Origin of the sequence: Clostridioides sp. ES-S-0108-01 (genome assembly GCF_020662285.1) — a bacterium.
Lineage (GTDB): Bacteria > Bacillota > Clostridia > Peptostreptococcales > Peptostreptococcaceae > Clostridioides.
The window spans coordinates 34,296-55,184 of the sequence record NZ_JADGMN010000018.1 but is presented as its reverse complement, the minus strand read 5'-3'; the positions used below and the strand labels follow the sequence as shown (position 1 = coordinate 55,184).

The following is a 20,889-nucleotide window of genomic DNA, read 5'->3' as shown; positions in this document are numbered from 1 at the left end:
CCTCCTCATATTAATTTTATATATAAAAGGCCCAAAATATAAATCACACTTTGATTTACATTTCAGGCCTGCCTAATCGAATAGTCACACTCCTATTTTCCTAATATTTGTGTTAAATGTATCATCAGATATACAAGTTCTGATTTTGTTACATCATAATTAAGTTCATTTTTTATATACTGACTGATATAATTGATGCATGTTTTTAAATTTGGGTTTCTTTCTAAAAGGTATTGGTATAACACTTCGTTATCGTCATCTCTACTAACTTCTGATCCTATAATACGTCCAATAAAGAATCGAAGATGAGTAACCAGTCTGATATAACTTGAAGATGTTTTATCTAGACGGATTCGGAAACATTTTTCAATAATATTTACGATATCAGTTACTATTTGAACGATTTCCATTGATTTATTTGCTCTAGGCTCTCCGGTATCATTCACAAAATAGACAGCGATATATCCAGCTTCATCAATTGACATATTGATATGCATTTTCTCTTCGATATAAGATATTATCCATAAACTAAATTCAAATTCTTTTTTCCAAATCGTTTTTATTTCCATAAGTGATAAATTAGGTAATGAAATTCCACTTTTTGCCCGATCAATAGCTGCGACTAAATGATCTGTAAACGGAATAATCAAACTTAAATTTAAGCTGATATTTAATCTCTTTTTAGCCTCTTGTAATATATACTCGCTTAATTCAAAGTATTGTGGTTCTATACGTTCTAACAATCGTTCTATCTTTGCCTTTGTTTTCGTTTCTGCGAAGAATCTTTGTTCTACTTTAGTATCATCAACATAATCGCCTGAATGTTTTTTAAATCCAACGCCAGGACCAGTAAGGATATATTCTTCTCCTTTATTGTTAATACAGCGAACTATATTATTGTTATACACCTTAAGAATTTTCATTTGAACTACCCCTTTATATCCATTCAATTTACCTTAATTAATTCAGTTTCACCAGATTGACAATTACCTGATTTCAAGAGGATGTCACAAGGCTGTTCTGCTTCATTTAATAAGATCATTGGCGTTTCTAATGTCACGTTCATTTCTTTAAAGAAATCTAAATCTACTTCAACGATAGGAGTTCTTTTCTTGACATGATCTCCGATATTTACCAGCGTTTTAAAGCCTTCTCCTTTAAAATTCACTGTATTTAATCCAATGTGAACAAGAATCTCAACACCATTGTCCAGTTTCATCCCAAACGCATGTTTACTTTCGTGAATTAGTGTGACAACCCCATCTGCTGGAGCTTTAAATACCTTTTCTGATGGTATGATTGCTATTCCATTTCCCATCATACCACTTGAGAAAACTTCATCTTTTACTTCGGTTAAGTCCAATATAGATCCTGATACAGGTGCATAAATGAAACTCTTGTTTTTTTTCAAAAAGCCGAACATGTTTTATCCCTCCTTATATAAAAAATAAGCAAAGTACATGGAACGATATATTAATATCACTCTTCAGTACTTTGCCTAATTTAATAGTCACAAATTTTTTACACTCATATCATAACAAAGCGTTTACATTCTGTCAATACTATTTTTTAATTTTTGTATCTAACCTGAAATGAAAACTTAAATTCCATTCTAAAGGGTGACAAATAGAATTTACTCTTTCATTATTGCATGATTATTTCGTGACTGATGTCTGTTTTTTATTCTTTATTCAAGGAGGTTTCCACTATGTCTCATATTTAAACTAAAAATCAATAAAAAGTTTAATTCAATTTAGCAAATTTAGTGATATAATTAAAAAAGAAAAGAAATATGGACTTATTTGGAATAATTTTGACAATCTATTTACTACACGTGTAGAGTCGTATATAATTAAATTATACATAAAATAAAAAAATAATTTAGTAATACGTTAGGAGAAAGTATTATGATAAAGTCAAGCTTATTTTGGAATATTTTCATTATGATATCCTTTATGATAGAATGGTTTTTTTGTAAGAAAATGCTAGATTATACAAGTGAGCAAAAGGTTTCTAATAGAAAAATAAATTTTTATATGGTAGGTATTATTATTTTTGCTAATATAATTTATTTTTTTGATGTATCTCCAAATATAAGAGTAATTATATCTGGGATAATTACTGTTGTATTTTACAAAACCTCCTATGATGTGAGGTTTGCGAAGTCTATATTGATATCTTTAATCTATTGGATGTTATTAATTGCTACAGATGCTTTAAGTATATCTTTCACAGTCTGGCTTAATTCTATAGATGACATGAGTAAGATGGCGACAGGAGATATATACAGAATTGAGTCTATTGTATCGGGAAAGATACTTTTGATTTTGGCTTTATTTTTATATAAAACATTAAAGATAAAATTAAATATAGAAATAAATAAAAAGACATTATCGTATATAGCTATTCCAATAGTTGCTAATATATCATCTTTTTTTATCATTTTCAAATACATGTTTAATCCAGAGTCTGGTAGCATAATACATAATTGTAAATTAGTTGCAATTTCTATTATACTGCTTATATCAAGCATCATTTTAATTTTGATTGCTAAGAAATTACAGCAATATAATACTTTAGTGGTAGAAAACAATATGATTAAAAATATTTTGAAATGTGAAAATGAGTATTATGAAGATATGGAAAGTAAATATTTAAAGACTAGATTATTAAGTCATGATATGAAAAATCACATATTGTGCATAAGTGCTATGGTTAAAAAAGGTATTGATGTTACCTCATATTTAAATAACTTACAAGTAGAAATTCAGAGTAATGACTTATTATTTAGTACTGGTAATTTCATACTAGATACTATATTAAGTGAAAAGAAAGAAATCTGTGATAAGAATAAAATAGAACTAAAAGTAAGAATAAACTTTAGTTGTTGTGAAGCTATTGAATTAATAGATGTATGTCATATATTTTCAAATATTTTAGATAATGCAATTGAAGCTTGCAATAAAATAGATGATGGGAATAGAGTGATTTGTGTTAAAGGTGATGTTATTCAAAACTTTTATTTAATAAGAGTGGAAAATACTAAGGTAAATCAGATTATTACCAAAAACGGAGATATTCTAACAGATAAAAAAGGTTCTGTTCATGGATTTGGAATCAAAAGTATAAAAAACTCTGTAAATAAGTATGGTGGTAATGTCGTAATTGAATATGATGATAAAAAATTTGTAGTTAAAATTGCTATACCACTTAGAAATGTGAAGAAAGTAGTCAATCATGTAATCTAATGTATATAATTAATCTTGTAATGACGTGTATATATTGAAATTATTTATTACATATAAGAAATTTTTACTGTCAAAGAGTTTATGCCTGTTATGAGTTATACAGAGAATTTATGTCTGTTATAAGTTATACAGAGGACTTATGTTTGTTATGAGTTATACAGAGAATTTATGTCTGTTATAAGTTATACATATTATTTGTTGTATATGTTATAAATTGTATATAATAAATTTAGAATATTAGGATTTTTAGGCAATGTAAAATATAAAAAGAAGTTGCATCAAAAGGAGAAATGCTCTTAAAGATGTAACTTCTATGGTATATGTTTCTATGGTATATGTATGAGGGGCTATATCGCCATTTCTGGGATTAAGCTTCTCATAGCTTCTATAGTTGTTTGGATAAGTTTATCAAGTTCCCATCCAAGCATTTCTGCACCACTTCTTATAACGTCTCGAGAACAGCCAGCAGCAAATGATTTATCTTTAAATTTCTTCTTAACAGATTTTAATTCTAAATCAGAAACACTCTTTGAAGGACGCATTATTGCAGCTGCACCAATTAAACCAGTAAGTTCATCTACAGCAAACAATACTTTCTCCATAAATTGCTCTGGCTTAACATCTGAACCAGTTAATCCATATCCATGACTTATTGTAGAATCAATTATTGATTTATCTAAATCAAGTTCTGTCATTAATTCTCTTTGTTTAACACAATGTTCATCAGGATACATTTCAAAATCTAAATCATGTAGAAGTCCAACGATTTCCCAAAATTCTACTCTTTCAGGGTCGTACTCCTTTGCATAGTATCTCATAACTCCAGATACAATTTGAGCATGTTTTATATGAAATTCTTCCTTATTGTATTTTCTTAATATTTCCCATGCTTGTTCTAAAGTTGGCATGTAACTCATTTTTATCACTCCTATAGCTGAATATTTTGAATTTTTATAAAGCTTATTTTCCATTGATTATACCAATCAATTTTCAATACGTCAACATATTAATACACAATTTTGTATCCAAATTCAGAAATTAATGAAAATTAAGTTTTTATGTCTGCATTTTTTATATCTAAAGTTTTTCGTTCTTCAATGTTATCTTTGATGCAAATGATATAAGTAACGCAATAAATCCAACTCCTATTATAATAATGTACACTCTATCCGATAATAAATCGAAAAGTTTACCATATATACACCTACCTATCTAAGATTATCAAAATATTTATAATAATTGCTGTATATATGAAATTGTCCATTTATAAATTTGCCAAGTGATTTACATTATGAGACTTGTATTGAAGTTTGATTTATATATAAGTTTCAAGTGAGTATGTTATTAAATAGAAGAATGTAGAAAAAACGTTAACTTAAAAAAATTTTTCTAGGTAAACGTTTATGGAAAAAAGAAATGTTTACATAACGAATAAATGGCTATAATTTAAATACACAAAGTTATATCATAGAGAGGAATAAAAATATGTTTAATGAACTTAGAACAAAAGAAAATGTATATAAAAATTTAATAAATGGAAAATGGGTAGAATCTAATTCAAGAAAACCAATAGAAATTTACTCACCAATAGATAATTCTCTTGTTGGGAAAGTACAATCTATGACAAAACATGAAGTAGATGAGGCTATAAAAAATACAAAAGAGAGTATAAGGGTATGGGCTGAAATGCCTGTATATAAGAGAGCTAATATATTTCATAAGGCTGCTGATTTGCTGTTAGAAAATATGGATGAAATAGCTAATATACTAGTACTTGAAATAGCCAAAGACATAAAATCTGCAAGGGCAGAAGTTGAAAGAACGGCAGATTTTTTAAGATACACAGCTGATGTAGGAAAAAATATGGAAGGTGAAGCTATTAGTGGCGATAATTTCCCTGGAGGAACAAGAAATAAGATGTCTTATGTTTCAAGGGTTCCATTAGGTACTGTTTTAGCTATATCTCCTTTTAATTATCCTGTAAATTTATCAATGTCAAAGATTGCACCAGCACTTATTGGTGGAAATGCAGTCGTATTAAAACCCGCCACACAAGGGGCTATTAGTGCACTTCATGTAGTAGAAATTATGAGAAAAGCTGGGATACCAGATGGAGTACTTAATACTATTACAGGTAGGGGTAGTGAGATAGGGGATTATGTTGTAACACATAAAGGAATTAATTTTATCAACTTTACTGGTAGTACTGAAGTTGGTCAGCATATATCTAAAATATCTAGAATGGTACCATTATTATTGGAGCTTGGTGGAAAAGATGCGGCTATAGTATTAGAAGATGCAGACTTAGATTTTGCAGCTAAAAATATAGTGTCTGGAGCTTATTCGTATTCTGGGCAAAGATGTACAGCAGTAAAGAGAATTCTAGTACAAGAGAGTGTAGCTGATAAATTAGTAGAAAAAATAAAGCCATTAGTAGAGAAGTTAACAATTGGAAATCCAATGGAGGAAGTAGTTATCACGCCTCTTATAGATAATAAAGCAACTGATTTTGTTCAAGGTCTAGTTGATGATGCACTACATAAGGGAGCAAAATTAATAACAGGTAATGTTAGAAAAAATAATTTATTCTATCCAACATTATTGGATAATGTAAATGTTGATATGAAGATTGCTTGGGAGGAACCATTTGGTCCAGTACTTCCAATTATAAGAGTTAAAGATATAAATCAAGCAATTGAAATTGCTAATCAGTCAGAGTATGGTCTTCAATCGTCAGTATTTACAAGTGATATTGATAGGGCGTTTTATATTGCTGATAAGCTTGAGGTTGGTACTGTTCAAATAAATAATAAGACTGAAAGAGGACCAGACCACTTCCCATTTTTAGGTGTAAAGGCATCTGGTATGGGAACTCAAGGTGTTAAGTATTCAATTGAGGCTATGACTAGACCTAAGGCAGTAGTGGTAAATGTTAGAGAGATATAAGAATAACTAAAGTATAGAAAAATAGATGAAAATAAATATATGAAAATAGCTAGAAATATAACTAGAAAAATAGATAAAAATGACCCATTTATTTTAAAAAATAATTTCTTTTATCTAAATTTGGTATCTGATTGGTAAGAGAGTGGATTATTATATTTTGCCTTATAGAGTAAGTTGATACATGCTTACGCTATAAGGTATTTTATTGACTACTTGTATATAATATATTGAATATTAAGAAAATAAATACTACTTTATGAATAAATATAGATGAATACTACTTTATAAATAAATATATATGAATGAAGTTTTTTATATAAGTCTTCTTGTTGATAGCAAGAGACTTACCTGTAAGTGATGCTTAATTAACCATAGCTTCTCCTGATATTATAACTCCATCTAATGGAATCATATTTCCTATAGTAGAATTTTATAATGAATTAGATGGATATTAGTATGTGATGGAGTTATTATAGTATTTATCATTTTTAGTTTGGAAAGAAGCTAATATAATTTAAATATGTATTAGTTATTAATTACTTAAATTAGAATCACGATATTCCTTAGGAGTAGAATTAAAATGTTCCTTAAATTTTTTATAGAAAAAGGTCTCATTTTTGTATCCTATACACTCACAAATTTCATTTATGGTCAAATCGCTATTTTTTAATAAAGAACAAGCTTTATTTAATCTCTGCTTTTGAATTATTTCTTTAAACGTAAGCCCAGTACCTTGTTTAATGTATCTACTAAGGTAATTAGGATGGAATAAAAATTCCTTTGATACAGATTCTAAAGTACAATTACTATAATTTTTTTCTATGAATTGAAGAATTTCACCGATATATATTTTATTAGAAGATTTATATGAAGAAGTTTCATTTTCTTGGTGGCTTTTAAGTAATTCTATAAAAATTAAAATCATATAAGAATCTATAGTATCTTTTATACAAAATGAAGGATTATAGTATTCACAAAGTAAGTTTTCCACTAAATTTAAAAGTAGATTACTATTTTGACAATCGAAAATGATGTACTTATCATGTTTTTGTGTATTAGAGATTGCATCTAATAAAAAATTAGAGATAATACCGTTATTTGATAAACGACTAAGCATAGTTGTATCAAAATATTTTTTTTGTATTATTAAGTTTATTAGTATATCTTGTTCACCTAAAGGTTTTATAGTGTGAGGAACATTTGTATCTAAAATACATACGTTTCCTTTTTTAAATTTAATTTCTTTTCCTAAAATTAATGCTGTAGCTTCTCCTGAGTACATAATATTCATTTCTACAAAATCGTGAACATGCAAAGGTACATTTGAAAATCGTGTTTGACGACTAATTTGAAATTGAACACTTTGAGAAAGATTAGTTATATCTTTATTGTTATCTTGTTTTTCCTTTTCTGCATCAAAGGAAAATGAATAAACTTCTCCAAATGTTTTTATATTTCTTTTTTCTAATTTATCGTAAAAAGAAGAAATATGGTTTGGATTTTTTTTATAGTAAGTTTCTTTTTCAGATAAAGATGTTAGAAAATTAATTAATTGATTTTTATTCATAAGAAACCCCTTTCATAAAGGTTAAGTTTGGATAGTAAATAAGTTAAGTATTGAGATTTTATTTTATCATAGTATGAAATAAAATACAATTATAAGAATGAGTAAACGATTATTTCAAAGGTTATAACTAATGAATTAAATTGTAAAGGTAATAGAAGCTATTTTAAATTAAGTTAAATTAGGAGGGGTGGGTTAAATATGGATTATTCTATTTTAGCAGAAAACATTATAAGTCTTGTAGGTGGTAAAGAAAATATTAATACAGTTAACCATTGTATGACAAGGTTAAGAATTGTACTTGAAGATTTGGACAAGGTCAAAACTGAAGAAATAAAGTCACAAAAAGACGTGCTTGGAGTGGCTATATCTGGAGGACAATACCAAATAATAATAGGTCCAGAAGTTAAAAAAGTTTATGCAGAAATAACAAGTAAACTTAGTATACCAAATCAAGAAAAAATTCAGATAAAGAAAGAAAAAGAAAAAACAAGTATTTTTAATCAGTTTTTTAAGGCAATATCGGGAATTATACATCCAGTCCTTGGAGTTATGACTGCAGCGGGTATAACAAAAGGAATTCTGGCAGGATTAACATCTTTTGGTATTATAGGTACAGATAGCGGAACATATCAAGTATTATTTGCTTTTGCAGATGGTTTTTATTATTTCTTACCAATTATATTAGGATTTTCGGCTGCAAAAAAACTTGGCTCTAATCCGTATATAGGAGTAACAATAGGAGCAGCTTTAGTGTATCCAGCAATAGTAACAGCTTATAATGATGGATTTGCATTATCATTTTTAAATATACCAGTCGTATTAACTAGTTATGGTAACTCGGTTTTTCCAGTGTTAATAGCAACATATGTAGCATCTATAATTGAGCTTAAGATAAAAGATAAAATATATACTGCTATAACAGCATTTATCACACCACTTATTACATTAATTGTTGTAGTTCCTCTTACTTTCTTAGTTATAGGACCTATAGCTACTATGCTTAGTGATATATTAGCTTCATCAACTCAAAACATATATGCATTTAGCCCTATAGTAACAGGTGTAATTTTAGGAGCATTCTGGCAAGTAATAGTAATTTTTGGACTACATTATGCATTTATTCCAATTCTAATGAACAATGTAGCTACATTAGGAAAAGATCCAATAAATGCAATATTAAATGTAACTGTATTTGCTTTAGCTGGTGCGGCAATAGGATTTGGTTTAAGAACTAAAAATAAAGATGAAAGAGCACTAGGACTTTCTACAGGTGTAATAGGTTTATTAGGTGTTACAGAGCCTATAATATATGGAATTGCACTTCCAAATAAAAATGTATTTGTGTTAGCATTTATTGGAGGAGGTCTAGCTGGAGCAATCACTGCATCAATGAATGCTCATATGTTTAGCTTTGGAGGAAATGCACTTTTTGCAGCACCTATGTTTATAAATCCACAGGGTATAGATAGCAACTTTACAGCTTATATAATAGCATCTATAGTTGCATTTTTCGTACCTTTAGTATTAAGTTACCTATTTGGAGTTAAAAAATTAGTTAAGGAATTAGCATAAATTATATAAGAGGAGTAAGGTAAGTTTTAAAAACATATCTTACTCCATAATATCGTTATAAGAAAGGATGAAGGTATGAATAAAATAGAGATATTGTTAAACAATCAAGAGAAAAACTACATCTTTCCTTTTCTTTGGATGCATGGAGAAGATGAGAAAACAATAAGAAGTTATATAGATAAAATATATGAAAGTGGTATTAAAGAAGTTTGTGTAGAGCCAAGACCTCACCCAGATTTTGCCGGACCAAGGTGGTGGGGAGATTTAAGGGTTGTAATTGAGTCAGCTAAAGAAAAAAATATGAGAGTTTGGTTATTTGACGATTGCCATTTTCCCACTGGATATGCTAACGGTGCTATTAAGAATAAGTATCCAGAACTTAGAGAGAAGTATTTAAAAATAAATCAATTAGATTATCATGGTCCTCAAGAAGATGCAGGAATAATTGTTAAATGGCATGCAGGTGGAGAGCGTAACTCTATAATGAATGTTGGTACAGATAAGAATAAACTTAACATAAAAAAGGAAAATGAAGAAATTATAATAGGTGTCGTTGCTGCTAAATCTACAGGGTACAGCAGTATAGATTCATCTACATTAATTGATTTAACAGATAAGCTAGAAGATGGTGTAGTATATTGGGACATACCAGAGGGACAATGGCGTATATTCGTATTAGTACAAACTTATAATGGTGGAGAAGTTTCCACAGAGAATTACCTAAATCCAATAGATTCAAAAGCTACACAGGTACTTATAGATGAGGTTTATGAAACTCATTATGAACAGTTTGGTGAGTATTTTGGAAGTACAATAGCTGGATTCTTTTCAGATGAACCTAGGTTTGGAAATGTAAAGGGTTCAAATGCATCTATAGGTAGATTTGAAATGGTTTTACCTTGGAGAGCGGACTTAATGGAACTTTTATCTAAAGAAATTGATTCGGATATATGTAAATTACTACCATTGTTGATTTCAGATGGGCAAGGCAGTCAAAGAATACGATATGGATATATGAATATAATTTCTGATTTATACTCGAAAAACTTTACAGATAAATTAGCTAACTGGTGTGTAAAACATAATTTAGAATATGTAGGTCATGTAATTGAAGATAATAATGCTCATGCTAGATTGGGCTATGGAACAGGACACTTCTTTAGAGCAATAAGTGGGCAAACTATGTCAGGAATAGATGTTGTACTTCACCAGCTTCTTCCAGGAATGGATAAAGAATACTTCCGTACTTTTACATCTATTGGATGGGACGGAGAATTTTTTCACTATACACTAGCTAAATTAGGGAGTTCACTTGGACACTTGGATTCAAAGAAAAAGGGAAGAACATTATGTGAATTATATGGTGCTTATGGATGGTCTGAAGGATTAAATTTAATGAAATGGTTGACTGACCATATGTTAGTCCGTGGAGTTAATCACTTTATTCCTCATGCATTTTCAATGGCTCCATTCCCAGATTCTGACTGTGCACCACATTTTTATGCTCACGGGAACAATCCACAGTATAGGTATCTTTCACACTTAATGAATTACTCTAACCGTGTAAGTGAACTTATAAGTGACGGGATTCATATAGCATCAGCTTTAATACTTTATCATGCAGAAGCAGAGTGGTCAGGCAACTATATGTTAACGCAAAAGCCAGCAAAAGCTCTTACTCAAAATCAAATTGATTTTGATATAATTTCAGGAGATTTATTAAAAGATGCAAAACTTAATGATAATAAAATTATAGTTAATAAGGAAGAATTTAAAACGTTAATAATACCTTATTCGGAAGGGTTGCCAAAAGAGATTTTAGAAAGCATAAAGAGGTTAGTCGATAATAATATATCTGTGATATTTATAGATGAACTACCTTCTTATATTAGTAATTCTCTAGATACAGGGGTAGAGAAATATCTAAGTATAAATAATGAAAACTTATCGGTAGTTCAATTAGATAATCTAGTATCTTATCTAAAAGAAAAACAAATATATGATATTTTACCTGAAAGGTCAGAAGAATACTTAAGATATTATCACTATAAGCAAAAAGAAATGGATGTATATCTTTTCTTTAATGAATCACCTGATAGTACTATTATTAATAAGATAGCTACTAATAGTAATGGAATAATTTATCAGTATGATGCAATGGAAAATAAACTTATAAAGATTAAAAATAGACAAAAAGATATTGTAGTCGACTTAGTATTAGCTCCTCAAGAAGCGACCATATATATAATTAGTGACAAGGAATTTAAAGCAGATACTAAGGAACACTATTCATTATTAAAAGAAGAAATAATAAAAACAAAGTGGAATGTATCATTGACCGACAGTAATGGTTATCCCAATTTCAGCGATAAATTTGTAATGGAAAAGTTAACAAATATATCTTCACCTAAATTATATCCGGATTTCTCTGGAACTATAAAATATGAAACTGTATTTAGTATAGAAGATGAAAAACAAGAAATAGAAATTGACTTAGGTAATGTTTATGAAGTAGCAGAAGTGTTTTTAAATGGAGTTTCTCTAGGTGTTAAAATGAGTAAACCATATACATTTAAATTATATGATAAAGTAAAAAATGGAGAGAATAAGCTCACTGTAGAAGTAACTAATACACTAGGTACTTCGCAAAAGGATTTTTTGTCACAATACAGAAGTTTACAACCAAGTGGAATAATTGGGGATGTAAAAATAAAGTACTATAAGTAAAATATTAAATTGTATGTATAAGTATTAGATAAATATAGATTATCTAATACTTATTTATTTAGTAAAAAGGGAAAACAAATGAATAGATTTCTATCTGAAATCACTATTCTTTGATGTATATGATTTAATCTAATATCATTGAGTATATTGAGTATAATAAAGTAATCATGACAACAGTTTGTCATGTTTTTTATTTCTTATTTAAACAGTATGTATAAAATATAGAGTAGTCAATGTTAATTGATAGAAAAATATGTTATCTATATATGTTGGAAAAAAATGTAAAATGATATACATATATATTAGAAAAAAATGTAAAATAATGATAGAATATAGTTTATAATACAAAAGTATAATTTTATTATAATTATATGTGTTTAGTTGTATTTGTGTATTTAAGTAATGTATAATTTATGCTAATTACTGCTAAAAAGCATAATAATATTGCATTGTAAGGTTTCATAAACTTCTAGTTGAAAGGGGAGAATTCGAATGGATAAGAGATATTTAGAATCCGATGTATTTGAAGCTTTTCAAGAAAGACTTTCTTATCTTTTCAATGAATTTGATTATATCTATGTATCCTTTAGCGGAGGAAAAGATAGTGGTTTACTTCTAAACTTAATTTTGGATTTTAAGAGAAAGAATAATATAAGTTCCAAAATAGGAGTATTTCATCAAGATTTTGAGGCTCAATATAGTATGACTACTGAATATGTTGAAAAAGTGTTTGATGAGAATATTGAAGATATTGAACCATATTGGGTGTGTTTGCCAATGGCTACAAGAACTGCTGTAGGAAATTATGAAATGTTTTGGTATCCATGGGATGATGAGAAAGAAGAGTTATGGGTAAGAGAAATGCCGGTTAAAGAATACATAATAAATCAAAAAAATAATCCTTTTACTTATTATAAATATAAAATGAGACAAGAAAATTTGGCAAAACAATTTGGGAGATGGATTAGAGATATACACGAAGGTGCAAAAGTTGTTTGCTTATTGGGAACAAGAGCAGCAGAATCTCTGCAACGTTATTGTTCTATTGTAAATAAGCAGCATGGATATAAAGGAAAGTGTTGGATAACTAAGGAATTTAAAAATGTCTGGACAGCATCCCCTATATATGATTGGGAGATAGAAGATGTCTGGCTAGCTCACTATAAATTTAACTATGATTATAATAAAATTTATGATTTATTCTATAAAGCTGGAGTAGCTCCAAGAAAAATGAGAGTAGCATCTCCTTTTAATGATTCAGCTAAAGAGAGTTTAAATTTATATAGAGTATTAGACCCAGAGGTATGGATGAAATTGGTTGCTAGAGTACAAGGAGTTAATTTCACTTCTATTTATGGAAAAACAAAAGCTATGGGATATCGTAGTGTTAAGTTGCCATATGGACATACTTGGAAGAGTTTCACCTATTTTTTGCTTGATACCTTACCTGAAAATATAAGGAATAACTATATTAAAAAATTTTCAACATCTATTGATTTTTGGCATAATACAGGTGGTGGTTTGTCAGAAATCGTTATACGTGAATTGATAAGAAAGGGTTATAAAATAGAATTGAATGGAGTTTCAAATCATACAAAAGACAAAAAGAGTAGAGTCATATTTTTGGATGATATACCTGATGATACAGATGATATTAAATTCACCAAAGATATACCAAGTTGGAAAAGAATGTGCTATTGTATTTTAAAAAATGACCATATGTGTAAGTTTATGGGATTTGGTCCTACAAAAGACCAAAAAATTAGAACAGAGTATATTAAAAAAAAATATGAAAAAATTCATTAGATAGGAGTTAAGGTGCTATGGAATATAAAAGTCCTGTATATGGAATCATCGCAGTGCCAATTGAAAAGATAGAATCTAACGACTATAATCCAAATTCAGTAGCTCCACCAGAAATGCAGTTGTTGTATAGAAGTATAAAAGAAGATGGTTATACAATGCCAATTGTTTGCTATTATAATCAGGAAAAAGATAAGTATATTATTGTAGATGGTTTTCATCGTTATAGGATAATGCTTGAAAATAAGGATATATATGATAGAGAAAGTGGACTTCTTCCTGTTTCAGTAATTGATAAATCTCTTGATGAGAGAATGGCAAGTACTATTCGACATAATCGTGCAAGGGGTTCACATAATGTTGATTTAATGAGCAATATTATAACTGAACTTTGTGAAATTGGAAAATCTGATAAATGGATATCAAAGCATCTGGGTATGGAGATTGATGAAATTCTTAGATTAAAGCAAATAACTGGATTAGCTTATTTATTTAAAGATAAAGAGTTTGGTAATGCATGGATTCCCTTTAATTCTGATATAAAAGAAGAAAATTAAAGATATATATTAAAAATGAAGAGTGTTAATATTATATATAAATAAGAGAAGAGAGTAGGAAAAATGTCCTATTCTTTTTTTTATGACTATACTCTTGAATTAAATAAAATTATATAATAAAAAATATTTTAATATAAATTTATTTAATATAAAAAAGTATTAAAATGTATAATTATGTTATTTTTAATAAAATACAATCACACTTTCTTTAAAAATGAATAATATATAGTAAATAGTAATTAAATTATAAAAAATTGTATAAACTCTATATCAACTATTTAAAATAGATACTTATAAAATATTAGTTAATTAGGAAGATTTTTAAGAACAAAATAAGAACAAAAAAGATATTTATTCCTATTATTAAGGTCTATTAAAACTGCTGTTTATAATATAGAACAAGTATACAATTATTAAAAATAATACTATTTTAAGATTCTAAAAATTAAGGAGGATAATTAATGGAGTATTTAAAAAATGATAGAGAAGATTATTGTTGTGAATTTGCTAGACCATACATTAATCATCAAATTTATGATGACACATACAATCCAAAAACAGCATTAGAAAGAGGTACTTTATTTCCTGAATTGGATTTAATAGAGTCAAATAATTATAATGATTGGCTATATGCAAATCCTAAAAATAGAGTTAGAGCTAAAAAAGGGGGTAACATGTACTAATGTCATTAAATAGAAGAGAGCTTTTAGAGCGAATTTCAGAATATCAATTTGCATGTATAGAATTAAATTTATATTTAGATAACAATCCAAGAGATGAGAGAGCTCTTGATTCATATAGAAGATACTGCGACAAATTTACACAAGCTGTATGTGATTATGAATCTAGATATGGAGCATTAACTAATTTTGGATATGAATCAGGTTCATATCCTTGGTCATGGATATCTGAACCTTGGCCATGGGATAAGTCATTTTATAAATAGAATTATGCAGTTTTAAAATTAGATTTATTATTAAATATATATTAAGGAGGAGTAATATAATATGTGGATTTATCAAAAAACACTGGAACATCCAGTTAACATAAGACAGGCAGACCCAAGAATGGCAAAATATATAATGACTCAGTTGGGAGGACCTAATGGTGAGCTGGCAGCTGCAACTAGATATCTTCAACAAAGATATACTATGCCAACTGGAAAATCTCGCGCACTTTTAACTGATATAGGTACAGAAGAAATGGCTCATGTTGAGATAATTTCTTCAATGTTATATCAGTTAATAAGTAATTGTAGTCCAGAAGAGCTTAAGGATGCTGGGCTTGGAAGTAATTATGCTAATTTTGGACATGGTCTTCAGCCAGTAGATTCTAATGGAGTAAACTTTACTACAAGCTATATTAATGTCTTTGGTGATTCGGTAACTGATTTACATGAAGATATGGCTGCTGAACAAAAAGCATTGGCTACGTACTATCAATTAATAAATTTAACTGATGACCCTGATTTAAAAGATATATTGAGATTCTTAGGTCAAAGGGAAGTAGTACACTATCAAAGATTTGGTGAAGCACTAATGGATGTTTACGAATTTACAGAATGTAAACATCAGTTCTAATAAAATATTAAAAATAAGAGGTAAAGGCTTGGATTAATTTCCTTTATCTCTTATTTTTTATTGTTTAAATAGATTACCTTGCTATTTAAACATATTATTTTATCAAAGAAAATACTCTATTCTAAACGTAAGTATGCTGGAGATGTAAGAACTATGGTTATATAAAGCGATAGATACGGATTGTTGTATTATGTAAATAATTAATATATAATACCATTGTGGATAATAAGTATAAATCAAAATGAATTTTCACATCTAACAACTAAACTTACAATTTTATGGACAAATAGTTATCTTGTTTCTATTGTTGGCTAAGCACCTTTGTCAGTAATAAAGCAATACGTAGAAAGTCAAAAAACATCTCAAAGGAAGTGATAAATTTTTCTATATTTAGTAAATTAAAAGTTATCTTTGTTTATATTGTACAGAACTGTTGGGTTAAGGAGGAAAAGTATGAAAAAGGATACATCTTATATTATCAAACGGGCAGAGCATTTTCAAGTAATTTTAATTGGAGAAGGACTGATGGTAGGTGCTGTAGCTGGTTTGATTGTGCTTTTATATAGGATACTTTTGGGGCAGGCTGGTACTTGGCTTAGTCAAATTTTAAAGTTTGTAGAAGGCTCTACAATAAAAATAATAGCTTGGTTTGTAGTGCTTGCACTACTTGCTTGGATTGTATCAAAGTTGGTAGACTGGGAACCAATGATTTCTGGAAGTGGTATCCCTCAGCTTGAGGGGGAAATGACAGGAAAAATTAAGCAAGTATGGTGGCGTGTGTTGCCAGCAAAGTTTATAGGCGGATTTTTATCACTTATGGGTGGTCTTTCTTTAGGAAGAGAAGGTCCTTCTATTCAGCTTGGTGCTATGGCGGGGAAGGGTATTTCTAGAGCACTTGACCGAGGTAAGACAGAGGAAAAATTCCTGTTAACATGTGGGGCAAGTGCTGGATTATCAGCAGCCTTTCATGCACCACTAGCAGGTGTTATGTTTTCACTGGAAGAAGTACATAAAAACTTTTCAGTATCTGTTTTAATTTCTGTGATGACAGCATCTTTGACAGCAGACTATATTTCAGCTAATTTTCTAGGCTTGGAGTCTGTGTTCCAGTTTGATATTGGGAATGTATTGCCACAGGATTATTATGGGTTAATAGTGATTTTAGGTGTTATTCTTGGAGTTATGGGTGCATTTTATAATTGGTTTACTCTATATGTGCAGTCTTTATATAAGAAGATTTCTAAAATCGGTACATTTGGAAAACTGTTGATTCCATTTATAATGGCTGGTATTCTTGGGTTTGTAATGCCCGAAGTGTTGGGAAGTGGACACAATTTAGTTGAAGCACTTACAAGTCATGAATATATTTTTGGAATGGTCGTTTTGATTTTTGTTATACGTTTTATATTTTCGGCTGTTAGTTTTGGGTCAGGTGCACCAGGGGGAATCTTTTTTCCATTGCTTGTTTTAGGAGCATTTATAGGTGGAATATTTGGAATGATAGGTGTTAAAGTTTTTGGGATGAATCCAGATTATGTCAATAATTTTGTACTTTTGGCTATGGCAGGATATTTTACAGCTATTGTGCGTGCCCCTTTGACTGGAATTATATTGATTTTTGAAATGACAGGTTCTGTTAGTCAAATGCTTTCACTTTCTATAATTTCGATTGTGGCATACATTGTGGCTACTCTTATGAAGTCAAAACCTATTTATGAAAGTCTTTTGGAGCGATTACTTGAGAAAAATGGAGAACCTGTTCCTAAAGAGAGGGGAGAAAAGATATTAGACCAGTTTTCGGTTATGTTTGGCTCTCCTGTTGCAAACAAGAAAATTCAGGATATACAGTGGCCAGAGAATTGTCTTCTGGTAGCTATTCAAAGAGGTGGGGAAGAGATTATTCCTAGGGGTAAAACAGTTCTTAAACCAAGTGATATAATTGTGACCATGACAGATGAGAGAGACAGTGGTGTTGTGTATGATAAGATGGAAAGTTTGTGTAAAGAGTTTTAATACGCTAAAATATTACTATATTATGGTAAAGAAGCCAAAATAGTGAAAATCCTGTAATACTAAAAATCTACAATAATAAGAAGTTATAATAATAAAAACCACCATAACAAAGAGATTAATTTTTTACTAAAAAGGTTACTACAATTAACAGTGAAAAAGCGATTGAAAGTATTGAAAAAGTAAAGTGAGAATTCGAGTCATTATTGCGATTATTAAGTTTTATCCATAAACCACATATAATTGTACACAATAATAAAATTGCTGATATTGTTCCTATAAATGTAAAAAACATTAAAACTCCCCCTTATTTAATGTAAGTATATTTTAGTCAATGAGAATATTTTCAACCATTACCAGAGAATAACAAAGGTGTACGTGAAAAATGAATATATTATTATTTTGTAATATCTACTAAGAGTAAATCTAATTGAAAATCTATTAAACTATTTCTCTGTTCAACATTCAAAATATCAATACCACTATACTTAAAAAAAGCATCAGAACGGAGAAAAAGTAACTGAATTAATGAAGTTATTTGATATGCAATAGTTCTGTATTCAGCTTCAGTTTTTTGGTTGTTCTGATTTTCATTTTGAATTTGCTTTCATAGTTTTTCCTCTTAAAAATTTATCCATAAAAAAACTAAACGTGTTTAATACACGTTTAGATATTATCATGAAAATTTTGGGATGTCAATGGGTGTGGCTATCCCAAAATAGAGATGAGCGATTTCATGCAAAAAAGAGTATCTCATGAACTAAAAAGCTCACTTTGAGACAACCACCATTATACCTTTATAAGGGGGATTTGAATTTCTGTAAGATAATTTTCAGGATTTGTTTCATTATGTTTCCCCTTATGACTAATTTGTCTATTTATACTCGACATTTTATAATCATTATTTTTATCCAACCAATAACAGAAGGATTCATATGCACCAGCTATATTTTCGTAAGGACCATATACCATGGTACATGCCATTATATCAACTTCTTCTGTCTCACGATATATAAATCTAGATTTATTCTTTCCAATCTTCCTTACGACCATTCCAACCTCAATATCTACACCATTATCTCTAAGTTCTTCATCATAGTAAAAGGATATATTATTGTTGGATTGACGTGATACTTCTATATGTTCTTCTTTAACAAAGTTATATAATTTTTTCCAGAGTATACCTTCAGAGTAGTAATCCGGGATTACTTCTCTAAGTGATATGATTTTATAACTTGGAATTTTTTTAAATACAACATTATAATGAATTTCATCTTTATCATAGTTTATAGCTTCTATAAATTTATCAATTTTATTTATTCTCTGTTGTTCCTGCTTTATTTCATTTTGTATTTCATTCTTTTTTCGATTCAATTCCTTAATTACGAATTCATCATTCCAATTATGTACGATATTTGCTATTTCTGCGACACTAAATTTTGAATCTCTCAATAAGACAATTTTTTGTAGAGTTGAAATCTGTTCAACTGAGTATAGTCGATGACCTGTATATTTGTCTATTTCTGCGGGCTTTATAATACCAAGCTCATCATAATAACGTAACATACGAATAGAAATTTGTGTCAGTTTTGAAACCTCTCCAATTTTAAACATGAAAATATGACCTCCTTTTCACTTATAATCAGTATATATTTTGTTTTTATATACTTCAAGCGTTTAGGGAAATACCAATATTTTTCAGATGTTATTATAAACTATTAGTTACTGTATTTGAGTCATAATCGTATCAAATTACAGATTATCTTAAATTTTATAATTCATATTAAAATTGCCAGTCTAACTCAAATTCAAAATCATCCAACTTTATCTGTTCAATTTCAGAATTTACCTTCTGTTTAAATTTATTAGAAGAAATCATATATGTAAGAAATATTAGACCAAATATTATTTGTACATATTGAGCTATTATACATAATTTAATAGGGTAGTGTAAAAGTAATTGAACATTGAAGAAATTGTGTATCATATGAGTAAATCCAGCTGCTAAAATACTTCTATTCGTATTGATATATACAAAATTAATGATAAAGTTTAAAAGTATGATGCTTGGTATGAATAAAAAGGCATCAAATAGAGAGTATTGTGCTAGATTATACGGCATTTGATTAGGTGTAAAATACGACCCTAGATACCAAATTCCACAAATAAGCCCTAAAATCATTGAAGAACCTATAAATCCAAATCTGACTAACAGTTTGTCAATAGCGTACCCTCTCCATCCAGCTTCTTGACTAAGTATACTCAATATAAAACTTGCGAATAACATATAAGTTATTTGAGAAGGTCTAAATATTGCCATATATCCCCAATCTATACCAGAAGTCTTTACATTAAAGTAATTTCCGATTATTAAAGAAATAATAAAAGTTAAAGAAAAAAATAATATTGTTAATAATGACCATTTTATTCCCATTTTTTTAAAGCTGAGATACCTATAAATGAAATCTTGTTTTGCACTTTGTGGATAGATTGTAGAGATAAAAAATAGACCTACAATAGCTGGTGATGTATATGCAAGGTAAAAAATGATTTCTCCAAGTATCGTATTTGTAATTCCAAGTAATACGGGTATAAGACTAAATATCCAGTTCAATAATATAGTAAATGTAAAGAAATAGATTAAGTGTTTATTTGTGTTAAAAGGGGTGTTATATAGTTGCATTTTTTACTATCCTTTCGCTTTATAATAAACTTTAAATTTATATTAATTATTTATTTCTTTCTTATGTATTAAGTTGTCGTTTAATATTAGTTGCTGGATATAATAATATCTTATTTTTTATATTTTGGCTAATTATTTCTACACTAAATATAATCGGTTAGTACTTAATATCAAGTATATTATATTATTTTGACTA

General features: G+C 28.8%; 17 protein-coding genes and 1 pseudogene. 11 read left to right on the top strand and 7 right to left on the bottom strand.

The window, feature by feature from the left end:
- Window positions 1–92: 92 nt before the first annotated feature.
- Both IR152_RS15190 and IR152_RS15185 read right to left on the bottom strand, forming a co-directional pair.
- Complete coding sequence (locus IR152_RS15190; RefSeq protein ID WP_227452772.1) at window positions 93–923, bottom strand: PRD domain-containing protein; 831 nt, start codon at window positions 921–923, stop codon at window positions 93–95.
- Between the two features lie 23 nt (window positions 924–946).
- Window positions 947–1,423 (bottom strand): PTS glucose transporter subunit IIA, encoded by a 477-nt coding sequence (locus IR152_RS15185; protein ID WP_227452771.1) that lies wholly within the window; start codon window positions 1,421–1,423, stop codon window positions 947–949.
- A gap of 484 nt (window positions 1,424–1,907) precedes the next feature.
- Between IR152_RS15185 and IR152_RS15180 the strand changes: the two genes are divergently transcribed.
- The gene (locus tag IR152_RS15180) at window positions 1,908–3,248 is read left to right on the top strand and encodes an ATP-binding protein (RefSeq protein ID WP_227452770.1); all 1,341 of its coding nucleotides are present in this window, start codon (window positions 1,908–1,910) and stop codon (window positions 3,246–3,248) included.
- A gap of 347 nt (window positions 3,249–3,595) precedes the next feature.
- On the opposite strand, the gene IR152_RS15175 is transcribed toward IR152_RS15180, so the two are convergent.
- On the bottom strand, window positions 3,596–4,165 hold the full coding sequence (locus IR152_RS15175; RefSeq protein ID WP_227452769.1) for a hydrolase: 570 nt from the start codon (window positions 4,163–4,165) through the stop codon (window positions 3,596–3,598).
- 568 nt (window positions 4,166–4,733) lie between these two features.
- On the opposite strand from IR152_RS15175, the gene IR152_RS15170 reads away from it, so the two are divergent.
- The gene (locus tag IR152_RS15170; RefSeq protein ID WP_227452768.1) at window positions 4,734–6,194 is read left to right on the top strand and encodes an NADP-dependent glyceraldehyde-3-phosphate dehydrogenase; all 1,461 of its coding nucleotides are present in this window, start codon (window positions 4,734–4,736) and stop codon (window positions 6,192–6,194) included.
- Between the two features lie 532 nt (window positions 6,195–6,726).
- On the opposite strand, the gene IR152_RS15165 is transcribed toward IR152_RS15170, so the two are convergent.
- Complete coding sequence (locus IR152_RS15165) at window positions 6,727–7,761, bottom strand: AraC family transcriptional regulator (protein ID WP_227452767.1); 1,035 nt, start codon at window positions 7,759–7,761, stop codon at window positions 6,727–6,729.
- A gap of 198 nt (window positions 7,762–7,959) precedes the next feature.
- Between IR152_RS15165 and IR152_RS15160 the strand changes: the two genes are divergently transcribed.
- From IR152_RS15160 to IR152_RS15120, 9 genes and pseudogenes are all read left to right on the top strand, one after another.
- Entirely contained in the window at window positions 7,960–9,333 is a 1,374-nt protein-coding gene (locus IR152_RS15160; RefSeq protein WP_227452766.1) for a PTS transporter subunit EIIC, read from the top strand.
- Between the two features lie 75 nt (window positions 9,334–9,408).
- The gene (locus IR152_RS15155) at window positions 9,409–12,060 is read left to right on the top strand and encodes a glycosylhydrolase-like jelly roll fold domain-containing protein (protein WP_227452765.1); all 2,652 of its coding nucleotides are present in this window, start codon (window positions 9,409–9,411) and stop codon (window positions 12,058–12,060) included.
- A gap of 492 nt (window positions 12,061–12,552) precedes the next feature.
- Complete coding sequence (locus tag IR152_RS15150) at window positions 12,553–13,866, top strand: phosphoadenosine phosphosulfate reductase (RefSeq protein WP_227452764.1); 1,314 nt, start codon at window positions 12,553–12,555, stop codon at window positions 13,864–13,866.
- Between the two features lie 17 nt (window positions 13,867–13,883).
- Window positions 13,884–14,420 carry an IbrB-like domain-containing protein gene (locus IR152_RS15145; protein WP_227452763.1) on the top strand — a complete coding sequence of 179 codons (537 nt, stop codon included), beginning with the start codon at window positions 13,884–13,886 and terminating at the stop codon, window positions 14,418–14,420.
- 461 nt (window positions 14,421–14,881) lie between these two features.
- Window positions 14,882–15,103: a spore coat associated protein CotJA gene (locus tag IR152_RS15140; protein ID WP_227452762.1), complete on the top strand. Its 222-nt coding sequence runs from the start codon at window positions 14,882–14,884 to the stop codon at window positions 15,101–15,103.
- Entirely contained in the window at window positions 15,103–15,366 is a 264-nt protein-coding gene (locus IR152_RS15135; protein ID WP_227452761.1) for a spore coat protein CotJB, read from the top strand. The genes IR152_RS15140 and IR152_RS15135 overlap by 1 nt, the downstream gene beginning before the upstream one ends.
- A 61-nt stretch (window positions 15,367–15,427) precedes the next feature.
- Complete coding sequence (locus IR152_RS15130) at window positions 15,428–16,000, top strand: manganese catalase family protein (RefSeq protein WP_227452760.1); 573 nt, start codon at window positions 15,428–15,430, stop codon at window positions 15,998–16,000.
- 237 nt (window positions 16,001–16,237) lie between these two features.
- Window positions 16,238–16,315, top strand: a pseudogene (locus IR152_RS15125) (IS200/IS605 family transposase); the annotation flags it as partial.
- Between the two features lie 138 nt (window positions 16,316–16,453).
- Window positions 16,454–18,013, top strand: a complete 1,560-nt coding sequence (locus tag IR152_RS15120) for a ClC family H(+)/Cl(-) exchange transporter (RefSeq protein WP_227452759.1) — start codon at window positions 16,454–16,456, stop codon at window positions 18,011–18,013.
- Window positions 18,014–18,128: 115 nt separating this feature from the next.
- On the opposite strand, the gene IR152_RS15115 is transcribed toward IR152_RS15120, so the two are convergent.
- The 3 genes from IR152_RS15115 to IR152_RS15105 all read right to left on the bottom strand — a co-directional run bounded on the left by IR152_RS15115 (window position 18,129) and on the right by IR152_RS15105 (window position 20,624).
- Window positions 18,129–18,305: a hypothetical protein gene (locus IR152_RS15115; RefSeq protein WP_227452758.1), complete on the bottom strand. Its 177-nt coding sequence runs from the start codon at window positions 18,303–18,305 to the stop codon at window positions 18,129–18,131.
- A gap of 494 nt (window positions 18,306–18,799) precedes the next feature.
- Window positions 18,800–19,624, bottom strand: coding sequence for a MerR family transcriptional regulator (locus IR152_RS15110; RefSeq protein WP_227452757.1), 825 nt, complete (start codon window positions 19,622–19,624; stop codon window positions 18,800–18,802).
- A gap of 169 nt (window positions 19,625–19,793) precedes the next feature.
- Entirely contained in the window at window positions 19,794–20,624 is an 831-nt protein-coding gene (locus tag IR152_RS15105; RefSeq protein WP_227452756.1) for a type II CAAX prenyl endopeptidase Rce1 family protein, read from the bottom strand.
- Window positions 20,625–20,889 lie beyond the last annotated feature (265 nt).

Excerpts from the sequence above, each read along its gene's own strand:
- IR152_RS15190 (WP_227452772.1), bottom strand. The coding sequence starts at position 923 with ATGAAAATTCTTAAGGTGTATAACAATAATATAGTTCGCTGTATTAAC.
- IR152_RS15185 (WP_227452771.1), bottom strand. The coding sequence starts at position 1,423 with ATGTTCGGCTTTTTGAAAAAAAACAAGAGTTTCATTTATGCACCTGTA.
- IR152_RS15180 (WP_227452770.1), top strand. The coding sequence starts at position 1,908 with ATGATAAAGTCAAGCTTATTTTGGAATATTTTCATTATGATATCCTTT.
- IR152_RS15175 (WP_227452769.1), bottom strand. The coding sequence starts at position 4,165 with ATGAGTTACATGCCAACTTTAGAACAAGCATGGGAAATATTAAGAAAA.
- IR152_RS15170 (WP_227452768.1), top strand. The coding sequence starts at position 4,734 with ATGTTTAATGAACTTAGAACAAAAGAAAATGTATATAAAAATTTAATA.
- IR152_RS15165 (WP_227452767.1), bottom strand. The coding sequence starts at position 7,761 with ATGAATAAAAATCAATTAATTAATTTTCTAACATCTTTATCTGAAAAA.
- IR152_RS15160 (WP_227452766.1), top strand. The coding sequence starts at position 7,960 with ATGGATTATTCTATTTTAGCAGAAAACATTATAAGTCTTGTAGGTGGT.
- IR152_RS15155 (WP_227452765.1), top strand. The coding sequence starts at position 9,409 with ATGAATAAAATAGAGATATTGTTAAACAATCAAGAGAAAAACTACATC.
- IR152_RS15150 (WP_227452764.1), top strand. The coding sequence starts at position 12,553 with ATGGATAAGAGATATTTAGAATCCGATGTATTTGAAGCTTTTCAAGAA.
- IR152_RS15145 (WP_227452763.1), top strand. The coding sequence starts at position 13,884 with ATGGAATATAAAAGTCCTGTATATGGAATCATCGCAGTGCCAATTGAA.
- IR152_RS15140 (WP_227452762.1), top strand. The coding sequence starts at position 14,882 with ATGGAGTATTTAAAAAATGATAGAGAAGATTATTGTTGTGAATTTGCT.
- IR152_RS15135 (WP_227452761.1), top strand. The coding sequence starts at position 15,103 with ATGTCATTAAATAGAAGAGAGCTTTTAGAGCGAATTTCAGAATATCAA.
- IR152_RS15130 (WP_227452760.1), top strand. The coding sequence starts at position 15,428 with ATGTGGATTTATCAAAAAACACTGGAACATCCAGTTAACATAAGACAG.
- IR152_RS15120 (WP_227452759.1), top strand. The coding sequence starts at position 16,454 with ATGAAAAAGGATACATCTTATATTATCAAACGGGCAGAGCATTTTCAA.
- IR152_RS15115 (WP_227452758.1), bottom strand. The coding sequence starts at position 18,305 with ATGTTTTTTACATTTATAGGAACAATATCAGCAATTTTATTATTGTGT.
- IR152_RS15110 (WP_227452757.1), bottom strand. The coding sequence starts at position 19,624 with ATGTTTAAAATTGGAGAGGTTTCAAAACTGACACAAATTTCTATTCGT.